The sequence below is a fragment of the Marinifilum sp. RC60d5 genome, from assembly GCF_052400665.1.
Classification (GTDB): domain Bacteria; phylum Bacteroidota; class Bacteroidia; order Bacteroidales; family Marinifilaceae; genus JBQTGK01.
The window spans coordinates 104,576-128,437 of the sequence record NZ_JBQTGK010000001.1 but is presented as its reverse complement, the minus strand read 5'-3'; the positions used below and the strand labels follow the sequence as shown (position 1 = coordinate 128,437).

The window sequence follows — 23,862 nt, the reverse complement described above, 5'->3', positions numbered from 1 at the left end:
GCAGACTAGGTAGATGCGGCAGCGATAGAGAGAAAGTTAATACGCTCACCTGGGGAGCTCTCAAGAACTACGAGTTAGTTGTATTGAGAAGTCAGCAGAAGTCATAGTAGTTTTCGGGGAAAGAGCTGCGAATAGAAACCGCAGAAATAAAAGTATTTTCAATTTTTATGTATCCTTAAAACCGCTATGTTTAGATCTTACTTAAGCAGTTTTTTTAGTTTTTAGACAAACTGCCGTTACCGCCAAGCAAAAAAAATCTGAATTCTAAAAATACCCCATAAAAAGTGTAATAAATCTTGCCTAAACTAATCTAAAGAGTAAAAGAACAAGTTAAAAGACAATAAATATGGAAACAAGTAAAATAAAAAAAATGGTTTTTGGTGGATTATTATTAATGTCCGCAGTACAAATTATCCAACATTTTATAGAAGCACCAGATTATATTTATGGTGGACTATTTGGAATGATATTAGGAGTTATGTTTCTCGGCATATTCAAGGTGACTAAATTGAAAAAAAATACTTCAAACAGGTAATGAAAGAATATTAATTGCTAAATGATAAATAAGAAAGCAAAATTCAAAAATGTTTACGAAAATTCGAAAGATAAAATTTATAGACTTTGTTTAGGGTTTACAGGAAACAAGATGGATGCTGACGACTTATTTCAAGAGGTATATATAAAAGTTTGGAATAATTTAGAAAGCTTTAGAGATGAAAGCAATATAAATACTTGGATTTATAGAATAGCATCAAATACTGCAATTGTATTCGTCAGTAAACAAACTAAGCTAAGTAATAAAAATGACCAAATAGAAGTTGAAAATATGATATTGGTTAATGATAATAGTGAGAGTTTATATTCAGATAAAATGATTGTAAAATTATACCAGACAATATCAAATCTAAAAGAAAAGGATAGAATAATCATAAGTTTACTATTAGAAAAAAATAGTTATTCTGAAATTGCTGAAATTATAGGAATGAATATATCCAATGTAGGGGTTAGAATAAGTAGAATAAAAAAAACCTTGACTAAAAAAATGAATAGTTATGGAAAATGAAATGCACGAATGGGAATATTTGTGGCAAAAAAAAGAAGCTAGTGATATTGATATTGATAGGTTATCAAATCAATTAATCAAAATAGAAAGAATTACTAAATTCCAAAAATTCCTATGGTTGTTTGTTTTAGTATTTTCAACATATTTAATGGTTACTCGCCTTTCATTAAATTGGTATAATATTATTTCAGTAGTTCTAATTTTTTTAGGTTTTTTATTTGTTTGCGTTCCATTATTTAGAAACAAAATTACCGAGAATAAAAGCACAAATAAATATGTTGAAAGTCAAATTTATTATTTGAAAAAAAAATTACTTATCCCGAAAGTTTACTTATTGATTTTTATCATATTTTTTATTTTAGGGTTAAACATTGCTTTTTTAGGTGCTTTTAATGGATTTGAAAATTCAAATAGACTAATGCTCCATTTTTCTACAATTATTCTTTTTATCATTGTATATATAGCAAGAAACACAGGAATAAAAAATTATGAAAAAGAAATATTACCATTAATTAATAACTTAGAAAAAATAAAGAAATAGCCAGTGCCTAACAACTAAGCGTTCGTTTGGCAGGGACTGCCCAATAGGTTTCGAAGAACAGCTCAGCTAACAGTCGGTGGGTTGACGTAAGCGGAGATTGATCTACTGTTTATGAGGAATGATGTATTTTACAAGGCTTTTTGGAACTTATAATTCGGAATAAGTGGTTTTTAAGAAGGTCAAATAAAAAACAGTTCCCGTAGATTTGTAGTCTGCAAACAACGAGCCCCGGATTTTTCATCCACAATTAAAACCATTCCCATTCCGATACCTCACAGCTGAGGCTCCGAAGCATCCATCATAATAAAAACCTACATTAGAAATCGTGTAGATTAACTAGCTCATTATGTAAGAATACAAAGGGGATTATACTACAATAGTAACACACTAAAGTTTTCATAAAAACAATAGTTTCGCTATAGTTATACCTCGCAAAATAGTTATTATATTTATAACAAAAACAAACAGCAACTCTTCCTAAAGGAAATGTATCGATAGTATGGGTAGGGTTACTGAATAGTTGTGGTTAATTTGAAAAAAAATCAATAGCAAATACAATGAAAGGTTGGCATAGAATACTATTAATTATAATACCTTATTTCATTATTGTTGGAATCTTTCAACTAATTGGTGGACTTATAGCGGATGTGGATTTTATGAATCTAGAATCCGAAAGAAATTCTATTCAACAGTTAATTCTAAGTTTATTTAATTTATTTGGACATCTTCTTGTGATATGGCTCTTTATGAAATTTATTGATGAGGAACCATTTGTTAAATTGGGGTTTCAAACAAAAAATAGATTAAGTGATTTTATCGCGGGTATCGTTATTGGATTAGTTATAATGATATTAGGATTCATTATCCTAGTTCAATTGGAAGAAATACAATTCATTAGATTCAATTTTGATATTAAAGAATTGATTTTTCTAATAATCATTTATGTGATTGTTGCTATTGTTGAAGAAATCCTTATTCGAGGATATATTTTGAGAAACCTCATGGACTCAATTAATAAATATGTTGCTCTCGTTATATCAGCAATTATCTTTTCCTTAATGCACAGTTTTAATCCAAGCATTAGCACACTGTCACTGCTAGATCTATTTTTAGCGGGATTGGTTCTTGGTTTATCATATATTTATACTAGAAATTTGTGGTTTCCTATTGCCATGCATTTAAGTTGGAATTTGTTTCAATCACTACTAGGATTTAATGTCAGTGGTCAAGAAACGTATTCAATTGTTGAGTTCAAAATTTACGAAGGGAATTTATTAAATGGTGGAGCATTTGGTTTTGAGGGGTCTATTTTATCGGTAACTGCAGAAATATTAACCATAATTGGTATTGGTTTATATTTTCACTTAAAACACAAAAAAACTAACCACAACACTGTATAAAATAAATACGGTAAAACGTGCTTTCCGGAAGGGTAGTAGTTGTTTGAACCAGCGTTAATTTAATTTCTCGCTGAGCAATTATTTTCTTAAATTGGACTCGAATTAAATTAACTAATAAATAGACGCAAGATGTAGAAGTTGTCAAATCCGTACTTCTTTTATACTCTCGTTGTGTTTCATGCAAAAAAAAGGAAACTAAAGAAATCATTCTATCAAAAAATGATAGAATGACTCTGCATAATGTTAAGTATTACGCATCTTGCTTGGTATCGGTAATAATAATTTCGCGTAAAGAAACTGCTTGAGGGAGTTCGTAGGCATATTTTATGGTTTGGGCAACATCAGTAGCTGTGATGTTAACCGCTCCAACTGATTCTTTCCAATCATTATAACCATCGATAATACTTTGGTCGGTTGTATGTCCTAAAAGTTCTGTTTTAACGGCTCCAGGCATTATTGACAATACTCGGACATTAAAAGGAGACATTTCTCCGCGCGCTACTCTAGTTAATCCTGTTACTCCGAATTTGCTTGCACAATATGCTGCATGATTGTCAAATGGAATAACGCCTGCAATTGAAGAAACGTTAATAATTGTTCCGCTTTTTCTCTCTTTCATATCATTCATAACGATTTGCATTCCATTCATTACGCCCATGATATTTACATCTAACATTGTTTTCCACTCTTTAGCATCTTGTGTTGCAATATCACCTAAGAGCATAACACCTGCATTGTTGACAATTAAATCTGTTTTGCCATATTTAGCTTCAGCTTCACGAACTGCAGCCTCGAATTCATCTTTATGGGTAACATCTACTTTTCTACACATTGTGTTTGGAAGTTTTAATGCTTCCATTTTTTCAATTCTTCGTGCCAATAAAAGTAATGAATAGCCATCTTTTGCAAATTCTTTTGCCATTTCTAAACCAAACCCTGAACTTGCTCCCGTGATTACAATTAATTTGTTATTAGTTTTCATGATGATAAATATTTTCAGATTTTACTACCTATAAGGTTTATTTTTAAAGATTTTGCGAAAATAGACTGTATATTTACATCGTCAAAATACTAATTATAAATAGCTATTATAACAATTACTTATGGATGAGAGGTTACTACGATTTTTTGTTGCTGTTTACGAAGAAAAAAATCTAACAAGAGCTGCTGAAAAGTGCTTTGTATCACAACCTAACATATCAAATGGATTAAAACAATTAGAAGAAATAATTGGAAAACAACTATTCTTAAGAAACAAAAGAGGTGTAGAAATAAAAGAGGATGCGCATTATTTATATCCAATTGCTAAAAGAATATTGGGAGAATTAAACGCAATACCCGAAATGTTTAAAGATGAAAACTTTAAACCTAAAATAATAATTGGTATAGCAGATAGTCTTCCTCAACAACTTAAAAACGAGTTTTTTAGGACAGCTTCTAAAGTGCTAGGTAATATTGAATGGGATATTAGACCAATTGGTCATGATTGCGAAATAAATTTACTAATTAGAGAGTGGAAATTTGAAGAACATTTATTCTTACCACTTATTAGAGAAAACTACGTGCTTTGTGTTCCCGAAAACCATCGATTGGCTAAAAAAGACATCGTAGAGATAAAGGATTTAAATGGAGAACCATTTATTCATTGTCCTCCTTGTGAGGCACACCAACAAAGCCTTTCCATATTGAATAACTCAGGCCTGAAATGGAATTCAATTGCTAATTGTCAAAGTAAAAACGAGGTATTAACCATACTTATGTCTGGCCTAGGAATTACTTTTTTACCAGAATTTTTTGTAAGTGACTGGACAGGGTTTAAAATAAAAAAACATGATGGACCAACGAATTTTAGAGAAATAGGATTATCGTATGCTCCTAAAAGTCTAGAAAATTCCAAAATTGATAGATTTTTTTTCTAAAAACAAGAACATTTTTTTTAATGGGAACTAAGTAAGAAAGCACGAGCACACAACAACGTTTATAATTCATTGCTAGTTAAAGCATACTTACGAAAGTCCTCGCGGACTTTCTATCTGTGATTTATTTGCTAACTTTAATGCTTAAACCACGCAACAAACCATATACAAACACGTTAGCGGTAATAGAAATTTAAACAACCAATGAAAAAACAGTTTTTATATCATCTACATTTCTTGATTTACAAGAGGAAAGAAAAGAAATTTGAAATGCTCTAAATAAATTTAATGTAATAGTGAAGGGCATGGAGGATTTTGGAGCTAGACCAGAAGACTCATTAACAACGTGTTTAAATGAATTAGAGCAAGCTGATATCTATATTGGAATAATAGGGGTTAGATTTGGTTCAATAGATAAAGAAACAAACAAATCATACACTCAACTTGAATATGAAAAAGCAATAGAATTAAATAAAACTGTACTTATCTATCTTATAGATAATGATAATGCTAAAGTGTCACCTAGTTATTTCGATTTTCCACAACAAGAAAAGTTAAATATTTTTAAAGACAAACTAAAAGAAAATCATACTGTTGATTTCTTTAAAGACTCCATTGATCTAGTTGATAAGCTAAATCGAAAATTTAAAGAATATTTAGATGAAAAAATAGAAGATGTTGATAATGAGGATGATTTTGAGAAAAGTGAAAAGCTAATAAATAGGTTTTTCTTAACGCCCAAAATTTATTCTGGAAAAGAGCTTAAACTGAAAGTAAAATTCAAAGATGAGCCCTTTCCTGCCTCAAAAGATTTATGTTCAAAATTTGGATTGAGTTATGGGAAAACAATAGGTGCTAAAATGAAAATAATTAAGCCTAGATTAAAGGTGAATTTCGATAATTTTGAGAATATATTTATTGAAAACAAACAACTTGAAGAGTTTTTAGAACTTGATAAAAGTAAGGAATACGATATTTATGCAAGAGTTTTCTTTAATGAAGAAAGAGTAGAGGCATTAGAAGCGTCTTTTAGAGACAACTCTTATAGGGATTACTCTTTACACTCAATGTCGATATTTGCTGCTAATCCTAATGCGGAGCAATATCATTATAGCAAGGGTGAAGGACAGATTCTATTACTATTGAAAGAAATAACAACTACCGCTAACAACTAAGCGTTCGTGTGGCAGGAACCCCGATAGCGAGAGCTTTTAGCTCGTGCTTTACTTTGCAAAAGTAAAAACACAAGCTAGCAAGAGTCTAGAATTTCCAATCTGCAATTAAACCCACCACCATTCCATTTCACCACCTTACTTCAGCTGAGGCTCCGAAGCATCCATCATAATAAAAACCCACATTAGAAATCGTGTAGATTAACTAGCTCATTATATAACAATAAAAAGGGGATTATGCTACAATAGTAACACACTAAAGTTTTCATAAAAATAATTGTTTTGCTATAGTTATACACATAAAATAGTTATTATATTTATAACAAAAACAAACAGCAACTCTTTCTAAAGGAAATGTATCGATAGTATGGGTAGGGTTACTGATTAGTTACCGCCAATTTGAAAACAGAAACAATGAACGATATAACACTTAATCAAAATAAACCTGAATTTATTCAGTTACTAAAAGCTCAAAGAACAGCATATACTATTTCAAAAAATTGCTCTATCACTGAATATTTGATTATAAGTATATCAATGATTTTTCCCTTGATTTTAATTTTTATACCCAGTTTAAATCAACAAAGTAGTGTTGTAATTTTATCTGGTCTTTTAATGATTGCCTCCATCTTACTGGATAGTTTGATGAAAAATAAAACTTCTATTGCTGCAAAAATCCAAGAACAGTTTGACAATAGCCTTTTTAAATTGGCATGGAATAATCTTTTATGTGAAAATAAAGTAGAGAACGAAGATATAATAAGACTTGCTCAAAAATATAAAAAGAGTGATTTAACTGATTGGTACTCGTTAGAAATAAAGAAAGAACTTGAACATGAAATTGCAGTGCTTTTCTGTCAAAAAACAAATGTATTCTGGGATAAAGATTTAAGAAAGAAATATAGTGTAGCTCTGTATCTAATACTTGGCTTATATTACTTGACAATCATAACAATTGGTTTTATTAAAAACCTGCCATTTGAATCTTTTACTTTAATCTTTTTACCGTCCTTGACATTCTTAAAATTTCAAATACAATTAATAAGTAACCAAAAAGAAGTAATAATGAAAAAGGAGCGAATTATTGGAAAAATAAACTCGTTGCTTTCTAATTATAAAATTGATAAAAGTGTACCAGACTATTCAGATTTACGTGAAATACAAAATTCAATCTATTCATTGAGAGTCCATGTAAATAAAATTCCAAATTGGTTTTATAGGTATTTCAAAGATTCTTATGAATTACTTACTGATAGTTCAATAAAAATGAAAATTAACGAAATTAAATAATTAAATATGTCAGTATTATCACATCTGGATAAATTAGGTAGTAACTTAATTTTAAGCACAAATGAAAAATCGAGTATTACAACATCAATTTCAACATTAGAAACCAGGCTCGGTTACTATTTTAACACTATTGAATCTTCTTTTGTTTTTGGTTCATATGACAGAGTAACAATTCTGCCTCGGTCTGTTGATTCTAATAGTGATATAGATTATATGATTATTTTTAATGATGGAGGTGATTTCAAACCACAGACATTACTCTCTAGGCTTAAAAGGTTCGTAGATACTTATTATTCAACATCTGAGGTTTTTCAATCTTCGCCAACTATGGTTTTGAAACTTAATCATATAAAATTTGAGTTAGTGCCTGCTTATAAAAGTTGGGGTACTATTTATATTCCTGCTCCTTCATCAGATTATCAAGACTGGACTTCAACAAACCCAAGTCAGATGAAAACTGATTTAACAAATAAGAATACTAATTGCAACTATAAAATCAAACCCCTTGTACGAGTTTTAAAATATTGGAATGTTTTAAATGGTAAGGTTTATACATCTTATGAACTTGAAAAATATATTGTTGATAAACTCTATTTTTTTGACACAAACTTGAAAGACTATTTCTTCTCTGCTGTAAATGGACTACCTACATATGGTCTACCTGATTATAAAAAGCGAAAAGTTGAAAGGCTACAAGAAAATATAAAGAAAGTACAAGAAAATTTGAATGATGAAATGCCATATACGGCTGAAAGTAAATTGAAGGAGGAATTGCCTGATTTATAGAACAAACAGGCGGTAACAATATATAAAAAACATAAGTGGCTCAGTGGTTTACGAAACGGTATGGCATTTAAGCAGCTCCGCCAAATCTGCGATTTGACGGGTTGTTTTGAATCAATACATTTGTGTCAAAACGCAAATTTGGCTCAGTGTAAATTGAGAGTTAAGTGCTTCGAAATCACTTACGTTTCTTATACTAACCGTTACCATTCATTGAAAACAGCATTGTAGGAAATATGTATCTTTATAAAAAAGATTTTATATGAGAGATTTGACAAATTCAAATATTGATAGACAAAATATATTAAATAATCGTTTTGCGATTGAAAAAGTTCAAGAATATATTGGTTTACCTGGATTGTTATTTGAGGGCGAATATAAATTTACTACCCAAATGGTAGCTGACTTTTATGATATTGATGAAAGAACAGTTAAACGGTATTTAGAAAAATATGACCATGAGTTAAAACACAATGGATATATTTTAAGCAAGGGTAAACAGCTAAAAGAGTTGAAGTTACAATTTGGTCATGTCATCAATGTCCCGAGCAAAACAACCCAACTAGGCTTATTTAACTTTAGAGCATTTTTAAATCTAGGAATGTTACTCGCAGAAAGCGAAAATGCAAAACATCTTAGGTCAAAAATGCTTGATATTGTAATTGAAACTATTAATGAAAAAACAGGAGGTGGAACCAAATATATAAATCGAAAAGACTCAGATTATTTGCCAACTGCAATTAAAGAAAGTAAATACAGAAAAGAGTTCACCTCGGCACTTAGCAGATATGTAGATATGGGAAATTATAAATACTCTCTATATACAGACAGAATCTATCAGTGCATTTTTAAGGAGAATGCTAAGGAGTATAAACAAATCTTAAAACTTGAAACAAAAGAAAATGCAAGAGATACAATGTATTCAGAAATATTGAATCTTGTTGCTTCTTTTGAAACAGGAATTGCATTTGAACTTGAAAAAAAACACCAACAAATAGGACGTAAATTACAACAGAAAGAAGTAGATAATATATTTAAATATTTCTCAGAGCATCCATTACAAAGACCACATATAGATGATGCACGGACTAAAATGGCATCCCGAGATTTGCATTTTAGAGATGCTTTTCATAAGAAATTAGAAGAATACATACATTCAATATCTCCTGCTGATTTTGAACGATTCCTTGGAGAACAAAGTGTAGACTTTGAAAAACAACTAGAGGAAGCAAAGGATGTTTTCAAACGTTTAAAAGATGCAGAATGAGTGAAATTATCTACATTACCGACATACAAGAGGTTGTTAATATCCATCGGAAAACTATCGAAATAAGCGGCGGCGGAACAGATGGGATTATTAATATTGGATTGTTAGAATCTGTAATAGAACATATTCAGAATGATTTATATTATCCGACTTTTATAGAGAAACTTACTCATCTATTTTTTGCAGCAAATAAAAGCCATTGTTTCCAAGATGGGAATAAAAGAATAGCAATCTCTTTAGGAAGTATGTTTCTTCTTAAGAATGGTTATTTAGAAGCAGCTCAAAGATTTTTATATAAAATGGAGACTATCAGTTATCATCTTGCGGCTGGCAGGATTGAAAAAGAGTTTCTACAAGAATTAGTTGAATCTTTAGTATATGAAGAAGATTACTCAGAGGAAATCAAATTAAAATTAATCAACTGTATTACTGACGAAGAAAACAACGAATGGTAACAAGCGGTCATAAGGCATAGCTTGCCGCAGGCGCAACACAAGCTACGCCTCATACACTCAACATTAGCAAGTGGCAAGTGTAACATTGTGAAGTGTCGCATGTAGGCAGCCAGACTGCAAACCTCTGTACTGACGGACAGAAATCGCATATAGAGGCGGGTGTTTGCTTAGGATAAGGTAGCACGTCACACCGAAGTCCAATTTTACAGCACAGCAGACTAGGTAGATGCGGTAGCGATAGAGAGAAAGTTAATACGCTTACCTGGGGAGGACTCAAGAACTACGAGTTAGTTGTATTGAGAAGTCAGCAGAAGTTATAGTAGTTTTCGGGAAAAGAGCTGCGAATAGAAACCGCAGAAATATAAGTATTTTCAATTTTTATGTATCCTTAAAACTGTTATATTTATACTTTAAGTCGGTCGTTTAATGTGTTTTTAGATAAACTAAAATATTATGTACATAAAAAGCTTATTGATAAAATCGTATTTTTATAACCAAGATAGAAGACGATGAAAAAATGGAACATATTACTAGTATTTTTTTTCCTGCATTTATCGTTTGATATATCTGCGCAGGAGAACAAGAATGTTTTGCTTATAAGTTCATATAATTCCCGATTCCCGACTTATTTTCAGCAAATAAACGGTATTAAATCGATTCTAGATACAACTGATGTTAATCTTGATGTTGAGTTTATGGATCGTAAAAGATTTACGAAGCCTGCAACGTATGATTTATTCTACAAATCACTAAAAAACAAGCTCGCAAACAGCGAAAAATATGATGCGGTGCTTACCGCGGATGACGATGCTTTTAACTTCGTATTGCGATACGAGGAGGAGTTGTTTAAATCTATTCCAATTGTATTTTTTGGGGTAAATAACATCGAAAAAGCACTAAAACAAAATTCTAATCCCTATGTAACAGGAATAGTTGAATCTGTTTCGATGAAAGAGACAATTGAACTTATGATACGACTCTTTCCTGAAACCGGCAGCGTATATTGTATAACGGATAGTACTAGTAGTGGTTTGTCCGATTTAGAATCGTACCGACAACACTCTGCACAAATACCTAAAACAAAATTCAAAGAAATTAACCTGTCGCAGCTCACCTTTTCCGAATATAAAGCCAAATTAAAAACAATCTCCTCCAATACCCCCGTATTGCTTCTTTCTGCCTATAACGATAAAACACATCACACCGTTGATTTTCGCAATACAATTCACATCCTTCATGAAAACCTTACTGCACCGCTTTTCCATTTATGGGAGCATGGGATGGATAATGGTGTTTTGGGTGGGAAGATTATCTCGCATTTCGACCAAGGAAAAAAAGCGGCAGAAGTTGTCAGCAATATTCTTTCAGGGAAATCTGTTTCCGATATAAGGGTAGTTACTAAGAGTCCGAATGTTTTTATGTTTGACTACAATCAACTAATACGATATAATGTTCCACTTACTAAACTTCCCGATAATTCAATCATCACGAATCAACCCGTTTCATTTTGGAATAAGTATAAACAAGCTATACTTATTACGCTTTTGATTTTATCGGTATTGCTTGTTTTAATTGCTGTATTGTCTGGTAATATTATTAAAAGAAAAAAAATTGAAAAGTTACTTAAAATTCAGAACTCGGATATTTTAAAATTAAACCATGATTTAGTCACAGCCAAGTTAAAAGCAGAAGAAGGCGAGAAAAAATTTAAACAACTATTTTACGGACATACTGCAGTTAAGCTTTTAATATGTGCTGAAACCGGACAAATTTTCGATGTCAATCATGCTGCTGCTGCATTTTATGGATGGAGTTTACAGGAACTTTGCCAAATGAATATTGGCGATATTAACACATTGCCAATTTCAGAACTAAAAAAAATTATTGCACTGGCCCAAAAAAAAGGAAAAGTGCGCCAAGAGTTTAAACACAGAAAAGCTAATGGTGATGTTACTGACGTGGAAGTTTTTTCGAGTACTGTCAACATTTCTGGGAAACAATATTTATATTCCATTGTCCACGATATTAGTGAGAAGAAAAAACAGGAGCATTTAATTCGCTTACTAAGCCGTTCGGTTGAACAAAGCCCGGTTGCAATTATAATTACTGATAGAAAGGGGATTATTGAGTATGTAAATCAGGCGTTTGTTAAAATAACTGGTTATTCATCCGATGAAGCTATTGGTCAAAGTTTACGCTTGCTCAAATCAGGTAAAACTCCCAATACGGTTTATAAGGAATTGTGGAATACAATAACTGCCGGAAAAACCTGGTCCGGTGAAATTCAAAATAAAAAAACAAACGGGGAATTTTATTGGGTAAGCAAGGCGATTTCACCCATTTACGAAGACCAGGAATTGACCAACTTTGTGTCTGTTAGCGAAGATATTACGGAAAGAAAAAAAATTATTGAGGATTTAGTTGTAGCCAAAGAAAAAGCTCAGGAAAGCGACCAATTAAAATCCGCTTTTCTGGCCAATATGAGTCATGAAATCAGAACTCCAATGAATGGTATTCTTGGTTTTGCCGAACTACTGAAAGAACCTCATTTAACTGAAAAAGAACATCAGAAGTATATTCAGATTATCGAAAAAAGCGGTGCCCGCATGCTGAATATTATTAATAATATTATAAGCATTTCTAAAATAGAAGCGGGGATTGTGGATGTTAACTTTTCCGAAACAAACATAAATACTCAGTTGCAATTTGTTTACGATTCTTTAAAACTCGATGCCGACTATAAAAATCTTAAACTATCTTTTACATGTGAGTTGCCAGAAAAGGAATCAACGATTCATACGGATAGTGAAATGTTTTATGGCATACTCTCTAACTTGGTTAAAAATGCCATAAAATATACAGATGAAGGAACAATAGAATTTGGGTGTATTACTAAAGGAGAAGAAGTGGAATTTTTTGTGAAAGATAGCGGAATAGGAATTTCAAAAGAAAAGTTGGATACCATATTTGAACGGTTTATTCAAGCTGATATTACAGACAAAATGGCTCGTCAAGGTGCTGGGTTGGGATTGGCTATTTCGAGAGCCTACGTTGAAATGCTGGGGGGTAGAATTTGGGTAGAAAGTGAAGAAGCTAAAGGTTCAAGCTTCTTTTTTACTCTTCCTCATATTATCAATTCAAAGGTGCAAAACGATATCTTAATTGATGAAATACCCGAAAACGAAACAAAATCAATAATTTCGGATGTTTCTGGCTTGAAAATATTAATCGCCGAGGACGATGAAGCATCTGAAATGTTAATGTCGATAGAACTGAAAAAGTTCAGCAAAGAAATACTTAAAGCAACAAATGCTATAGATGCGATAGAAACTTGTCGTCAGCATTCAGATATTGATTTAGTACTTATGGATATACAAATGCCCGAAATGAACGGATATCAAGCAACTCGCGAAATTCGCAAATTCAATAAAAACGTGATTATTATTGCACAAACGGCTTTTGCTCTTACAGGAGACAAGGACAAAGCAATAGAAGCAGGGTGTAATGACTATATAACTAAACCGGTTAATGGAAGTGAATTACAGGAGATGATACAAAGGTATTTTGGAGAATAAAGCACATGGTATAACATTTTGTATAAGTAATGGCAGGGAAAGAGTCAGATATCTAGGTTTGACAGGAAAGTACCACGCAATTTGCTACGATTCGACCAATTTACCGTCGTGGTGCATTTGACGCAAGCATATGATGTAAAAGTCATCTATAGAAAAACAAAACATATTAAAATGAAAAAATACTGGTTTTTACTTTAATTGGACTGGCAATCTTGAGCTGCTCAAAAGATGATGATGATGAAAATCCAGTGAACTGTGATTTTGAAACTGTGATAAGTTCAGAACAATATGCAAATGCTCCTTCTGACCAACTAACAATTAATAGGCTGGATATAAACGATAACTGTTTGAAAATTAATTTTAGTTCAGGAGGTTGTAGTGGAGATACCTGGGGCTTAAAATTGATTGACTCAGGAGATATTCTAGAATCGCTTCCACCTCAAAGGAATTTAAGATTGTCATTAAAAAATGAGGAATTATGCGAAGCATACATAACAAAAGAAATCACCTTTGACATTTCAAACTTACAAGTTGAGGGAAACCAAGTTCAATTGAATATCACTACGGGTGATAAAACTATTTTGTATGAATATTAAAAAACGACACCACAATCGAGTAGGCAACCGCCAGGCTATTAGCCTGGCGGAAAAGCTCTCGCACCAACCAGCATACAAGCTTCGTACCGGGCGGTTCATTAAATTATGGAAAATAATATATCAGGTTTAACAAGTGTGATTCGTTTGTAAATATCGAGCATCGATTCGTAACTCCACTTCTTCAAGCGAGTCAAGGTAATGGTAGTGCTAAATCCACTATGGCTTACCTATAAATCGATAAATTAAAATCTATTTAATCATTATCGATACGAATAAAAGCCCCATCCATATCAAACTCCAACTCTACATTATTATCTAATTTAATTTGTTGATAATCGGTTTCTAACTCCCATTCTATAATAAAGTTATCTGGATAATTAGTAGCAACATAATCGAGTACTAATTCTGGGATCACCGAATCAGGCAATTCGAGCGTGCTTTCTATTTCGGTAACATTTAATTCACTATCAAACTCTAAATTTACATCATCACTTAAAAATATTTCGTAAGTAATGGTATTGGCTTCAGTCTCCTTTTCGGCCTGTATTATTGTATTACTTGTAAAATGGGTTTCAATATAAGTACCAATTTCTGTTGGTATCTCGGTATCAGATAATAGAACTTCAGTTGAATTATCATCATCATCACTACAAGAACTTAAGCTTGTTACAAAAATAAATAAGACAGCCACTAATAATTTCATGTTTATTTTCATCGTAATTTATTTAATTAATATTCCATTTTTTAAATACATAACATCAAAATCTTCGCCCCACTTTTCGAGTTCTATTTTGTACATTTCCACTCCGTTTTCTGTAATTTTTTCTACATCATCAATACGATACTCTGTGTATTGCTGTTCTATGGCTTCTAGTACAACTTTTGGCAAATCAGATTTTTTTATTTCTTGCTTGTGTTTAATAGCCTCACCCGCTGCATTATAGGTAACTTCATAATCCGTAAACCAACCTATTTCAAACTCTACATTATAATGGTCGCCTTTTCGTTCCCATTCAACATCATTTACTTTAGGAAATTCCTTTTTAAAGTTGTTTAAGATTACCGAAGGTACATGACTTTTAGGTATGTCCTTGGCCAGAATACTTCCCGTAGATAAAAGAAGTATTGCCATTAAGTGAATTGATTTTACTCTCATTATTTATGTTTTTAAGTAAGTATAACACAAATATAAAAGTCAATACTGGAAAGAATTTGGAATTTAATTGGACACCTTACAATTGTCAAAATTTATAGCAAAACAATGCTTATTCTCTTTAAAATGATAGGTTAAATGGATCCCATATGATTTACAAATGGCTTGACAAATGGCCAAACCAAGACCCGTACTTTTGCCATTCGAAGCATCTTTTTCGAAACGATTAAAGATGATTTCAGGATTTAGAGCTGTTGATTTTCCTGAATTACAAATTGTAAATTCCTTTTTTGTAATGCGTATGCTAACATTGCCATTTTCTTTATTGTGGAAAATAGCGTTTTTAATTAGGTTAGAAATAAGGGTTTCTAGTAAAGAAAAGTTCATCGAAACCTGTAAGCTATCGTCCCCATCAATCTTAAAATCAATATTTTTATAATTTATAAAATCCCGATAACTGGATAAAAAATATTGAGACACTTCGTATATAGAAATTATTTTTTGCTCTAGAAATTGGTTGTTTTCTATTTTAGCAAGAAGTAGTAAGGAATTATTTAATTTTTTTAATCTCTCTGAAATATTTATTACTTCTACAATTGTTTTCCCCTCTTTTTCTTGTAAATCATCCGATTCTAATAGCAATTCTAATTTACTAATAATGATTGCAATTGGCGTTTGAATCTCATGAGAGGCATTTTCGGTGAATTGTTTTTGGGAGGTATAAGTTTCTTTAGAATGAAGAAGTAATGCATTCGATGCATCTTGCAATTGAATAAACTCTTTGGTATTTGTTTGCACTTTTATCGTTGTTTCACTCTTATCTAAACGATACGTTTTTAATCGGTTTAAGATCTCATAAAAAGGTTTCCATATTTTACGGAATACGATATTGTTGATAATTACTAAACTAACTATTAAAATGATAAACAACCAAAAAACACTCCAAAAGGAATCTTCTATTAAATCGTCTTCCTCCACCAAAGATGATATTACGTTTAGCCTATAATACCTGGCATCATATTCAAAGGCAGAATGCAAAATACGTACTGGTTCTAAATCGTCTTCATTTTGCCGATACATTAACGTATCCTTGTATTTATCTTTAATTTGGAACGACTGCTGTTTTGAAATTTCGTGAATTTCGAAATTATTTCCACCAAACTCATTTTGCAGCAAAAGCGTTGAATCGACCCTTACTTTCTGAAGAATTAACAACTTATTATTTTCCAATCCATCATCAATGCTATCGCGAATTTCATCTTTTAAGTTAACGTAAAATATCACAGCCCAAATGCCAATAATAAAAAACATAACAAGAGTAACATATAGTAAGGATTGGTTCAGTAATTTCATTTCTCACTCAATTTATAACCCATACCATATACACTTTCAATTTCTAGTAAAGCTTTAGATTTCCTGAGTTTATTTCGTAAATTTTTAATTTGATAGTAGATAAAATCAAAATTGTCGGCTTCATCAATATGATCTCCCCAAACGTATTCCGCTAAAGCAACTTTGGTTATCAAACGATTTTTATTCAACAAAAAGTAGTACAGAATGTCAAATTCTTTTCTGTTTAAATGAATATTCTTTTCACTTACAAGCAATTTTCTTTCGCCAATATCAAGCACAATATTTCCTACTTCGATATGATTTTTACCATTTAAATTATTTCTTCTAATCACAGCTTTTATTCGAGCCGTTAACTCAGCTATATGAAAAGGTTTGGTTAAATAATCATCAGCACCTAATTCCAATCCATTTACCTTGTCGTCGATAGAATTCTTGGCCGAAATAATGATTACGTTTCCTGATTTTCCCATCTTCTTCAGTTCTCGAAGGAGATCCATTCCACTTCCATTAGGCAGCATAATATCTAATAAAATACAATCGTAATCGTAAATAAAAAGTTTATCTTGAGCCTCATAAAAGTCCGCTGCTACCTCTACTATATATTTTTCTAGTAAAAGAGATGCTTTTATGGTCTCTTGCAATTCCAACTCGTCTTCAATAACTAAAATCTTCATCTTGTAAAAATAAAACTGAATTTGGTAAAAAATTGGGAATTTTGCCGGTGTTAGGTAAAATCACAATATTCAGACTTCTGCAAACAAAATTACATCTTTTTAAATTTTGATACTTATTAGTTTACTTAATTCTGGCATTTATTTCTCTTGTTTTGTTGTTGCGGTCAATTCCACTCAAACTTGCAAAAATTCAGACTACTATTATTGTATACAACATTTAGCTCTTCTTTTGAGAGTGAAAATAATCAGAAGATCTCAACTAAAAAAATAGCCATCGTATTTCCTCATCTATCAACCGGTACTATAAACCTGCAATCCCTTCGGGATTCGTTCCCGCTAGCAAGAAAACAATAAACATCTCATTGCTGTTGCGCGATTGTATCGCGTTCCTTTGATTTAATTTGAAAGTTTGATTGAATGAAGTTATTGTAGGAGAAGTCACTTCCGTGACACGAGGTACCCCTTCCGTGACATGAGGTACCCTTTCCGTGACATGAGGTACCCTTTCCGTGACACGAGGTACCCCTTCCGTGACACGAGGTACCCCTTTCCGTGACACGAGGTATCCCTTCCGTGACACGACTTTCTTGTTCCGTGACAAGCTTTTTGCTTTCCGTGACAGGGGTTTTTGCTTTCCGTGACACGAGGTACCCCTTCCGTGACACGATTTTCTTGTTCCGTGACATACGGAAGAGCAAGTTTGTGTCGCGGAAGCCCTATTTTCACCAACGGAAACACAATTGCAGGTAACGCAAATAGTAGTCTGTATAACTGAACATCTATTTTTAGATACGGAAAGCCTGCCCAATTCGAAGTTTAGGCCCCCGATAGCGCGAGCTTTACTTTGCAAAAGTAAAAACACAAGCTAGCAAGAGTCTAGAATTTCCAATTTGCAATTAAAACCACCACCATTCCATTTCACCACCTTACTTCAGCTGAGGCTCCGAAGCATACCTCATAATAAAACCCACATTAGAAATCGTGTAGAGTAACTAGCTCATTCTATAAGAATACAAAGGGAGGTATGCTACAATAGTAACACACTAAAGTTTTCATAAAAAAATAGTTTCGCTATAGTTATGCCACATAAAATAGTTATTATATTTATGACAAAAACAAACAGCAACTCTTCCTAAAGGAAATGTATCGATAGTATGGGTAGGGGTGCTGAATAGTTGTGTGTAATACAAGGAAAAGACCTACGATAATATGATGTTTGAATTTATTAAACAAAGAATAGTTAAGAGTTTGATTGAAGAAATTGAATGTCTTGACGCGACTCATCTTGAATTAGTTGGTATTAACGTAATTTCAATTCTTGAGAATAAAAGAATGATTCATCATGGAATTAATAAGGATTATAGACCATCTGGTTATACGGTGGATGGTTTTTCAGATGATTCATCAATTATCGCAGAATATAGTGCTGACAAAAGTTATTTTGAAGATAAAAAAAAGAAAAAAGACACTATTCCATTCTTCGAAAAAATTGAAAATGATATAAAGCACGCACACGAACACTCTGGTCAACAAAGACCAACTAAGATATATTTAATAACTTCACAAAACGAGCCACCTTCATTTAGAAGTGACTATAATTCAACCTCAATAGCTAAGCAAAATAATGATATTGTAATAATAAAGGACAGTCGAGAACTGGCTAAACTTATATATGAACAATCAATAGAATCTGTTGATTACGCTTCTTACTACAAGCAGTTTTTTCCTAATTTCTCTCAAAATTTAGACAATTACGAATATTATGGAAAAGTTCCTGCCTTTTGTGAAAATCATATTTCAGATTTTAATGCAATTGAACAAATAAAAAATCATTTTAGTAATCAGAATATTTGTGTGCTATCAGGGATTAGTGGATCAGGAAAAACACAATTGGCTATTGATTACATCCACACAGAAAAAAATCAATATGAAAATTATCTATGGATATCTGGTGAAGATTGGTTAAAAGACTCTTCACTTTCAAGTATTCAAAGAACAAGAGGTGGAGCACCTATAAATGTGTCTGGATTATTTAATACTTCTAAAACTATATTAGTTATTGATAATTGCAATAGAGCAATTGATAGTAATTCAGTATCTGAATTATCATTAGGTTTTTCTCTTGGGAGCAAACTTATAATAACATCTCAGATTTCAAAGAATAGCGAATTATACATTTCTGTTCCTGAATTTGCTGACGAGGTTGCCGTAAGAATCATTGGTGAAATACCAAATGAAGAATCGGAATTATGTAAGGAGGTGGTTGGCTTTTGTAAATGTTCTCCTTTAATATTATCAACAATTAGAAGTCTTGCTGATGAAGATGGAGTTGAAAGAGATGATTTGTATAATGAGGTTCTAAAATATCCTAATGACATTATAGACAATAATGGAAGGTCAATCATGGGTGGAATTCTAAGTAAGTTGGAACCAAATGCGCTTTTAGCTCTAAAGAAAATAGCTAATTCTGGTTCTACAATTCATGATTCTGAGTTTTTAGGGCACTATTTGAAAATATTAAATCGGAGTAATTTACAACGTCTTTCATTATTACTTCCTGCAAGTGTACCTAGTTGTTTAAAGATTCATGACTTAGTTTGTCTGTCTGTTCAGGATAATCTTAACTCAAGTGAAATATCTCAATCAATTGAGACATATATAAAAAAACATGATGCTACAATGTCTCCTAGTGTTATTAGAGAAATTCATTTGTGCTATGACACGATTATTCAAGAATATGATTCAAGAGGTAAGAGTAAACCAGATTGGTTGACATATGCAATTTTGCAAGTTGAAGGAAATAAAAAAACAGAGATTCAAGAAGCTTTAGCCAGCGAAAGCATTATTGCAGATATGGAACTCTCAAGCGTTTTATCAATAATTGATGCAAAAGAAGCTCACGCATATTTAATAGAAGATAAAAAGGATAGAGAGAAATATTATAAGGAGTGTATTGCAGAGTATTCTTCTGCAAAGGATAATTCAGTTAATGAAGAATTGAAAATAGAATTGTTACATCATTTAGGAAAAACATATAGACGTTGTGGAATGCAGGAAGAAGCTTTAGATTGTTTTCTTCAAGTTATTTCTGTCACACCATACCTACACGCAACACGCCTTCAGATTGCTCAACTTGGCTCTCAGTATGGCGTAGATGAATCTATAAAAACTCAAGGAGAAGAACATTTAAAGACTTTAATTTATAGTATTTTAGATGATTATTCATTAGTTCCGTTAAGAGTCTCTCTTGGTTCTTTTGCTAAGGTCCGGTCATATAAAAGTCTGAAAAAGTCGATAGATGATTCAAAGGAGCAAGTCGAAAAGATAGCAAATATCGTAGCGTTATCTTCATTTGAAGGATTTGGTCAATTTTATGAGGCTTTTGTTGCTTTTACTTCAATGTTTGGTTACCATCACAGTGATAGTTGCATCAAATTAATAGAGAATCTTCCTGAGCTAGTAACAATTCCTCCTGAATCTTTGGAAAAGTATAATTGGGTAAATGCTTGTGAAGCTTTTACAAATATCGCAATTGCAACTATTAGAGAGGGAAAAGGTAATCTTTCTAAAAGAGTAATTGACACAAGTTTATCTTTTGCTGATAAAATTCTTGAATTTAAGAAGTTGAGTGATTATCAAGGAAGAGTACTTGCAAAAGCCTATAATGTTGGTGGTAAACCAGACAAAGCACTTCTTGCGATTGATAAAGTTCCTCCTGAAAAGCATAATCATTGGCTCATTTATAGAAAATCAGAAGCACAACTAAAAACAAATAATCCTGATGCTTGTGAATCTGCTGAAATGGCATTAAATCTTGCATTAAAAGACTCATATGCAACTAGCAATATTCCAAGTTATCATGATTTATATAGCCAATGTGCAAAACACTCTGGCAAGATTGATTTAGCTATTTCACAAGCTAAATTAGCATGTGAAAAATGTGATGATGAAAAATATAAACTAGAACTTGAGGAGAAATTAAAACAGTTAGAAAAAGAGAAGTAGAACAAGTACTACACACAACATTTTGTATAAGTAATGGCAGGCAAAGTATTAAATATCAAGGTTTGTAACCCGCTCAAACTGCGCAGCGGTTTGACAGGAAAGAAGCCCGCAATCTGCCACTACTCATACAATTTACCATTAGATCCCAGCAAAAAAGAAAAATAAACACTATCCAAGAATTCAAAGGCTTAGAATGAAAAAAGTGATAAAATTTAGTACATACAGTATTGGGGTTTTAATTTTAATAACCTTTGTTTACCTTTTAGTTCCAAGAGTTGCTAATCCTTCTCCAGAATTTCAAACTGAATTAGAAAGTGGAAATCCAATAGATAAAGAAATCAAAAATATCTTAACTCCAAAAAAAGAACCCAAAAGAACAAGAGCTGTAATCATACTTAAAGATGAAAAAATAATATACGAGTATGGACCTACAGATAAGATAATGAATACCGCTTCTATACGTAAATCAATACTTGGATTATTGTATGGAATAGCAGTTGATAAAGGATTAATAAATATAAACAAGACGCTAAAAGAACTTAACATCGATGAAGTTGTACCATTAACGGAAGATGAAAAATCAGCTACTATTGAGCATCTATTAATGTTTAAATCTGGAATTTATCTGCCATCTCAAGGTGAGCACGATTCACAGATAACACAAAGACCCAAAAGAGAAAGTCATAAACCAGGTGAATATTTTTTCGCTAATAATTTTGACGCTAACGCCTTGGGTACAATTTTTATTAAAGAAACAGGAATGACAATAGGAAAATTTATGGAAGAATACTTAGCAAAACCCATTGGGCTTCAAGATTTTTCAGAAAAAAATGTAATCCTGGGAGATCCTTGGTTCTTCCCTAAAAAAGAATCTAAACACAAACAGTATTACATCTATTTGAGTACAAGAGATTTAGCAAGAATTGGTTCTGTTGTGGCAAATAACGGTCGCTGGAATGGAAAAAAAATAGTATCTCAAAAATGGATAAGTGCTAGTACCAAGTCCTACAGTGATTTAAAGAAAAACCAGATTAACTATGGACGTTATGACGGTTTTGGGTATCAGTGGTGGATTTCATCAAATGATAATAATATATGGGCAGACGGTTATGGAGAAAAATTTTTAATATTGAATCAAAGTAAAAATTTAGTCTCAGCAGAACAAAATTTTACAGGTAATTCTTATCTAACAACAGGTTTATGGCTCATGAATAAAAATATGGACTCGGGACTTAGTAATTTAGTCAAGGCACATAATATGATTATTCAAAAACAGTAAAATAAAAGCCGAAGACCTAACAATAGGTGATGACAGCATATCTACTCCTTCGTCGTAGAGACGCTGCATATCATCATCCGTTACCATTTATTAAACCAAGAGCAGTAGGATTATGAATTCAGATAATTTACAAGAACAGATAAAAAGGAAACGAATTGAAAATACTGATATTTCAAAACACGACTTGGATGGTTATGATTTATCTAAATGTGTAATCAAAAATGTAGTTTTTGCTACCGAGGATCAGAATGATAGAAAATTGTGTAACATTAATTTTAAAGATTCTACACTAGAAAATGTCTCTTTTGATGGAGCTACTCTTGAAAACTGTAGTTTTGATCTATCAGAGAATCTTGGAGTAGATAATATATCCAAGGTATCCTTCAGGAAAAGTATGTTGATAAATTGTCGCTTTCGTAAAGCAAGAATAGTTTGGAGTGATTTTAGGTATTCAGAAATTAACCAAGTAACTTTTGAAGAAGCATCAATAGATTTTTGTGATTTTTATAGAGCGTTCTTCCTAGGGGTAGGGATTTTTAGAAAATCATTGATCCAAAATAGTAGTTTTTACTATACTTATTTTAATGAAGGTGCATGTATAAGGAAAGAGAATTTGGTTAATGGAAAGATCTTGCAACAAAACAAGTCCAATTACGAAAAATTTTTATTTGAATGGAATTCTTGTGGCACAGGGGTACGAAAAAACAATCTAAAAAATAGCACATCAGATTGGTCTGGTCAGGAATCATTAAGTAATCGATTTTCGGATGCAGAGGATATTTATAAAAACCTAAACGGCTTATGGATGAGTAAAGGTTTTTTAGGTGATGCCAATTGGGCTTATGTGCAGGGGAAAAGGATGGAACGTAATCGCTTATTTTTTTGTGAATCAAAAGATAGTAAAAAACCTATTTATTTTAGATTTAAAAAGATTGTTGAGTCCGCCTTTAACCTTTTATTAGATGGACTTTTTGGTTATGGTGAAAGTATTCGAAAAATGATAACTACATATATTATAGTTATTGTTGCTTTTGCTTATATTTACTATGCTTTGCCATTTATTTCAATTTCATCATATATTGATGCAATAGGATTTAGCTTTAAAAACATGGTTGCAATGACACCTGATGAAATTAAAAGTATAAATCCACTTATAGACATACTAAATGTTATTCAAACGACTATAGGTATACTTCTAACAGGGATATTTGGGTTTATTTTAGGTAATAAAATTAGAAATCAATAACAGATGCTACCAACTAAGCGTTCGTGTGGCAGGGACTGCCCAACATGTTTCGAAGAACAGCACAGCTAACAGTCGGTGGGTTGACGTAATCGGA

19 protein-coding genes and 1 pseudogene are annotated in these 23,862 nt (G+C 32.1%); 15 read left to right on the top strand and 5 right to left on the bottom strand.

The features are described from left to right. The first annotated feature begins 346 nt into the window (after nucleotides 1-346). From ACT3CE_RS00545 to ACT3CE_RS00530, 4 genes are all read left to right on the top strand, one after another. A complete protein-coding gene (locus ACT3CE_RS00545; RefSeq protein WP_444707813.1) occupies nucleotides 347-535 on the top strand; it encodes a hypothetical protein in 189 nt (62 codons plus the stop codon). 21 nt (nucleotides 536-556) lie between these two features. Then, a complete protein-coding gene (locus ACT3CE_RS00540) occupies nucleotides 557-1,063 on the top strand; it encodes an RNA polymerase sigma factor (RefSeq protein ID WP_444707812.1) in 507 nt (168 codons plus the stop codon). Next, nucleotides 1,053-1,604, top strand: a complete 552-nt coding sequence (locus ACT3CE_RS00535) for a hypothetical protein (RefSeq protein ID WP_444707811.1) — start codon at nucleotides 1,053-1,055, stop codon at nucleotides 1,602-1,604. The genes ACT3CE_RS00540 and ACT3CE_RS00535 overlap by 11 nt, the downstream gene beginning before the upstream one ends. Before the next feature lie 557 nt (nucleotides 1,605-2,161). Next, nucleotides 2,162-3,004: a lysostaphin resistance A-like protein gene (locus ACT3CE_RS00530; RefSeq protein ID WP_444707810.1), complete on the top strand. Its 843-nt coding sequence runs from the start codon at nucleotides 2,162-2,164 to the stop codon at nucleotides 3,002-3,004. A gap of 250 nt (nucleotides 3,005-3,254) precedes the next feature. Here ACT3CE_RS00530 and ACT3CE_RS00525 read toward each other — a convergent pair whose 3' ends face one another. Next, nucleotides 3,255-3,986 carry an SDR family oxidoreductase gene (locus tag ACT3CE_RS00525; RefSeq protein WP_444707809.1) on the bottom strand — a complete coding sequence of 244 codons (732 nt, stop codon included), beginning with the start codon at nucleotides 3,984-3,986 and terminating at the stop codon, nucleotides 3,255-3,257. Between the two features lie 121 nt (nucleotides 3,987-4,107). Here ACT3CE_RS00525 and ACT3CE_RS00520 point away from each other — a divergent pair, with 121 nt between their 5' ends. The 8 genes and pseudogenes from ACT3CE_RS00520 (at nucleotide 4,108) to ACT3CE_RS00485 (ending at nucleotide 14,058) form a co-directional block, all read left to right on the top strand. Then, nucleotides 4,108-4,923, top strand: a complete 816-nt coding sequence (locus ACT3CE_RS00520; RefSeq protein ID WP_444707808.1) for a LysR family transcriptional regulator — start codon at nucleotides 4,108-4,110, stop codon at nucleotides 4,921-4,923. A gap of 281 nt (nucleotides 4,924-5,204) precedes the next feature. Then, nucleotides 5,205-6,095, top strand: a pseudogene (locus ACT3CE_RS00515) (DUF4062 domain-containing protein); the annotation flags it as partial. A 411-nt stretch (nucleotides 6,096-6,506) separates the two neighbouring features. Continuing rightward, a complete protein-coding gene (locus tag ACT3CE_RS00510) occupies nucleotides 6,507-7,382 on the top strand; it encodes an S-4TM family putative pore-forming effector (RefSeq protein ID WP_444707807.1) in 876 nt (291 codons plus the stop codon). Between the two features lie 6 nt (nucleotides 7,383-7,388). Beyond that, on the top strand, nucleotides 7,389-8,168 hold the full coding sequence (locus ACT3CE_RS00505; RefSeq protein ID WP_444707806.1) for an SMODS domain-containing nucleotidyltransferase: 780 nt from the start codon (nucleotides 7,389-7,391) through the stop codon (nucleotides 8,166-8,168). Between the two features lie 259 nt (nucleotides 8,169-8,427). After that, entirely contained in the window at nucleotides 8,428-9,432 is a 1,005-nt protein-coding gene (locus ACT3CE_RS00500; protein ID WP_444707805.1) for a hypothetical protein, read from the top strand. After that, on the top strand, nucleotides 9,429-9,887 hold the full coding sequence (locus ACT3CE_RS00495) for a type II toxin-antitoxin system death-on-curing family toxin (protein WP_444707804.1): 459 nt from the start codon (nucleotides 9,429-9,431) through the stop codon (nucleotides 9,885-9,887). Before ACT3CE_RS00500 ends, ACT3CE_RS00495 begins: the two co-directional genes overlap by 4 nt. A 509-nt stretch (nucleotides 9,888-10,396) precedes the next feature. Beyond that, complete coding sequence (locus ACT3CE_RS00490) at nucleotides 10,397-13,462, top strand: ABC transporter substrate binding protein (protein WP_444707803.1); 3,066 nt, start codon at nucleotides 10,397-10,399, stop codon at nucleotides 13,460-13,462. 212 nt (nucleotides 13,463-13,674) lie between these two features. After that, nucleotides 13,675-14,058, top strand: a complete 384-nt coding sequence (locus tag ACT3CE_RS00485; RefSeq protein ID WP_444707802.1) for a hypothetical protein — start codon at nucleotides 13,675-13,677, stop codon at nucleotides 14,056-14,058. 253 nt (nucleotides 14,059-14,311) lie between these two features. On the opposite strand, the gene ACT3CE_RS00480 is transcribed toward ACT3CE_RS00485, so the two are convergent. The 4 genes from ACT3CE_RS00480 to ACT3CE_RS00465 form a co-directional block, all read right to left on the bottom strand. Next, nucleotides 14,312-14,773 (bottom strand): PepSY-like domain-containing protein, encoded by a 462-nt coding sequence (locus ACT3CE_RS00480; protein ID WP_444707801.1) that lies wholly within the window; start codon nucleotides 14,771-14,773, stop codon nucleotides 14,312-14,314. A gap of 6 nt (nucleotides 14,774-14,779) precedes the next feature. Next, a complete protein-coding gene (locus ACT3CE_RS00475; RefSeq protein ID WP_444707800.1) occupies nucleotides 14,780-15,214 on the bottom strand; it encodes a PepSY-like domain-containing protein in 435 nt (144 codons plus the stop codon). Between the two features lie 63 nt (nucleotides 15,215-15,277). Next, nucleotides 15,278-16,564: a sensor histidine kinase gene (locus tag ACT3CE_RS00470; RefSeq protein WP_444707799.1), complete on the bottom strand. Its 1,287-nt coding sequence runs from the start codon at nucleotides 16,562-16,564 to the stop codon at nucleotides 15,278-15,280. Then, entirely contained in the window at nucleotides 16,561-17,238 is a 678-nt protein-coding gene (locus tag ACT3CE_RS00465) for a response regulator transcription factor (protein WP_444707798.1), read from the bottom strand. The genes ACT3CE_RS00470 and ACT3CE_RS00465 overlap by 4 nt, the downstream gene beginning before the upstream one ends. Before the next feature lie 1,209 nt (nucleotides 17,239-18,447). Here ACT3CE_RS00465 and ACT3CE_RS00460 point away from each other — a divergent pair. From ACT3CE_RS00460 to ACT3CE_RS00450, 3 genes are all read left to right on the top strand, one after another. Further along, a complete protein-coding gene (locus ACT3CE_RS00460; RefSeq protein WP_444707797.1) occupies nucleotides 18,448-21,243 on the top strand; it encodes a hypothetical protein in 2,796 nt (931 codons plus the stop codon). Between the two features lie 193 nt (nucleotides 21,244-21,436). Beyond that, entirely contained in the window at nucleotides 21,437-22,522 is a 1,086-nt protein-coding gene (locus ACT3CE_RS00455; RefSeq protein WP_444707796.1) for a serine hydrolase domain-containing protein, read from the top strand. 112 nt (nucleotides 22,523-22,634) lie between these two features. Then, nucleotides 22,635-23,768, top strand: a complete 1,134-nt coding sequence (locus ACT3CE_RS00450; protein ID WP_444707795.1) for a pentapeptide repeat-containing protein — start codon at nucleotides 22,635-22,637, stop codon at nucleotides 23,766-23,768. The last annotated feature ends 94 nt before the right edge of the window (nucleotides 23,769-23,862 follow it).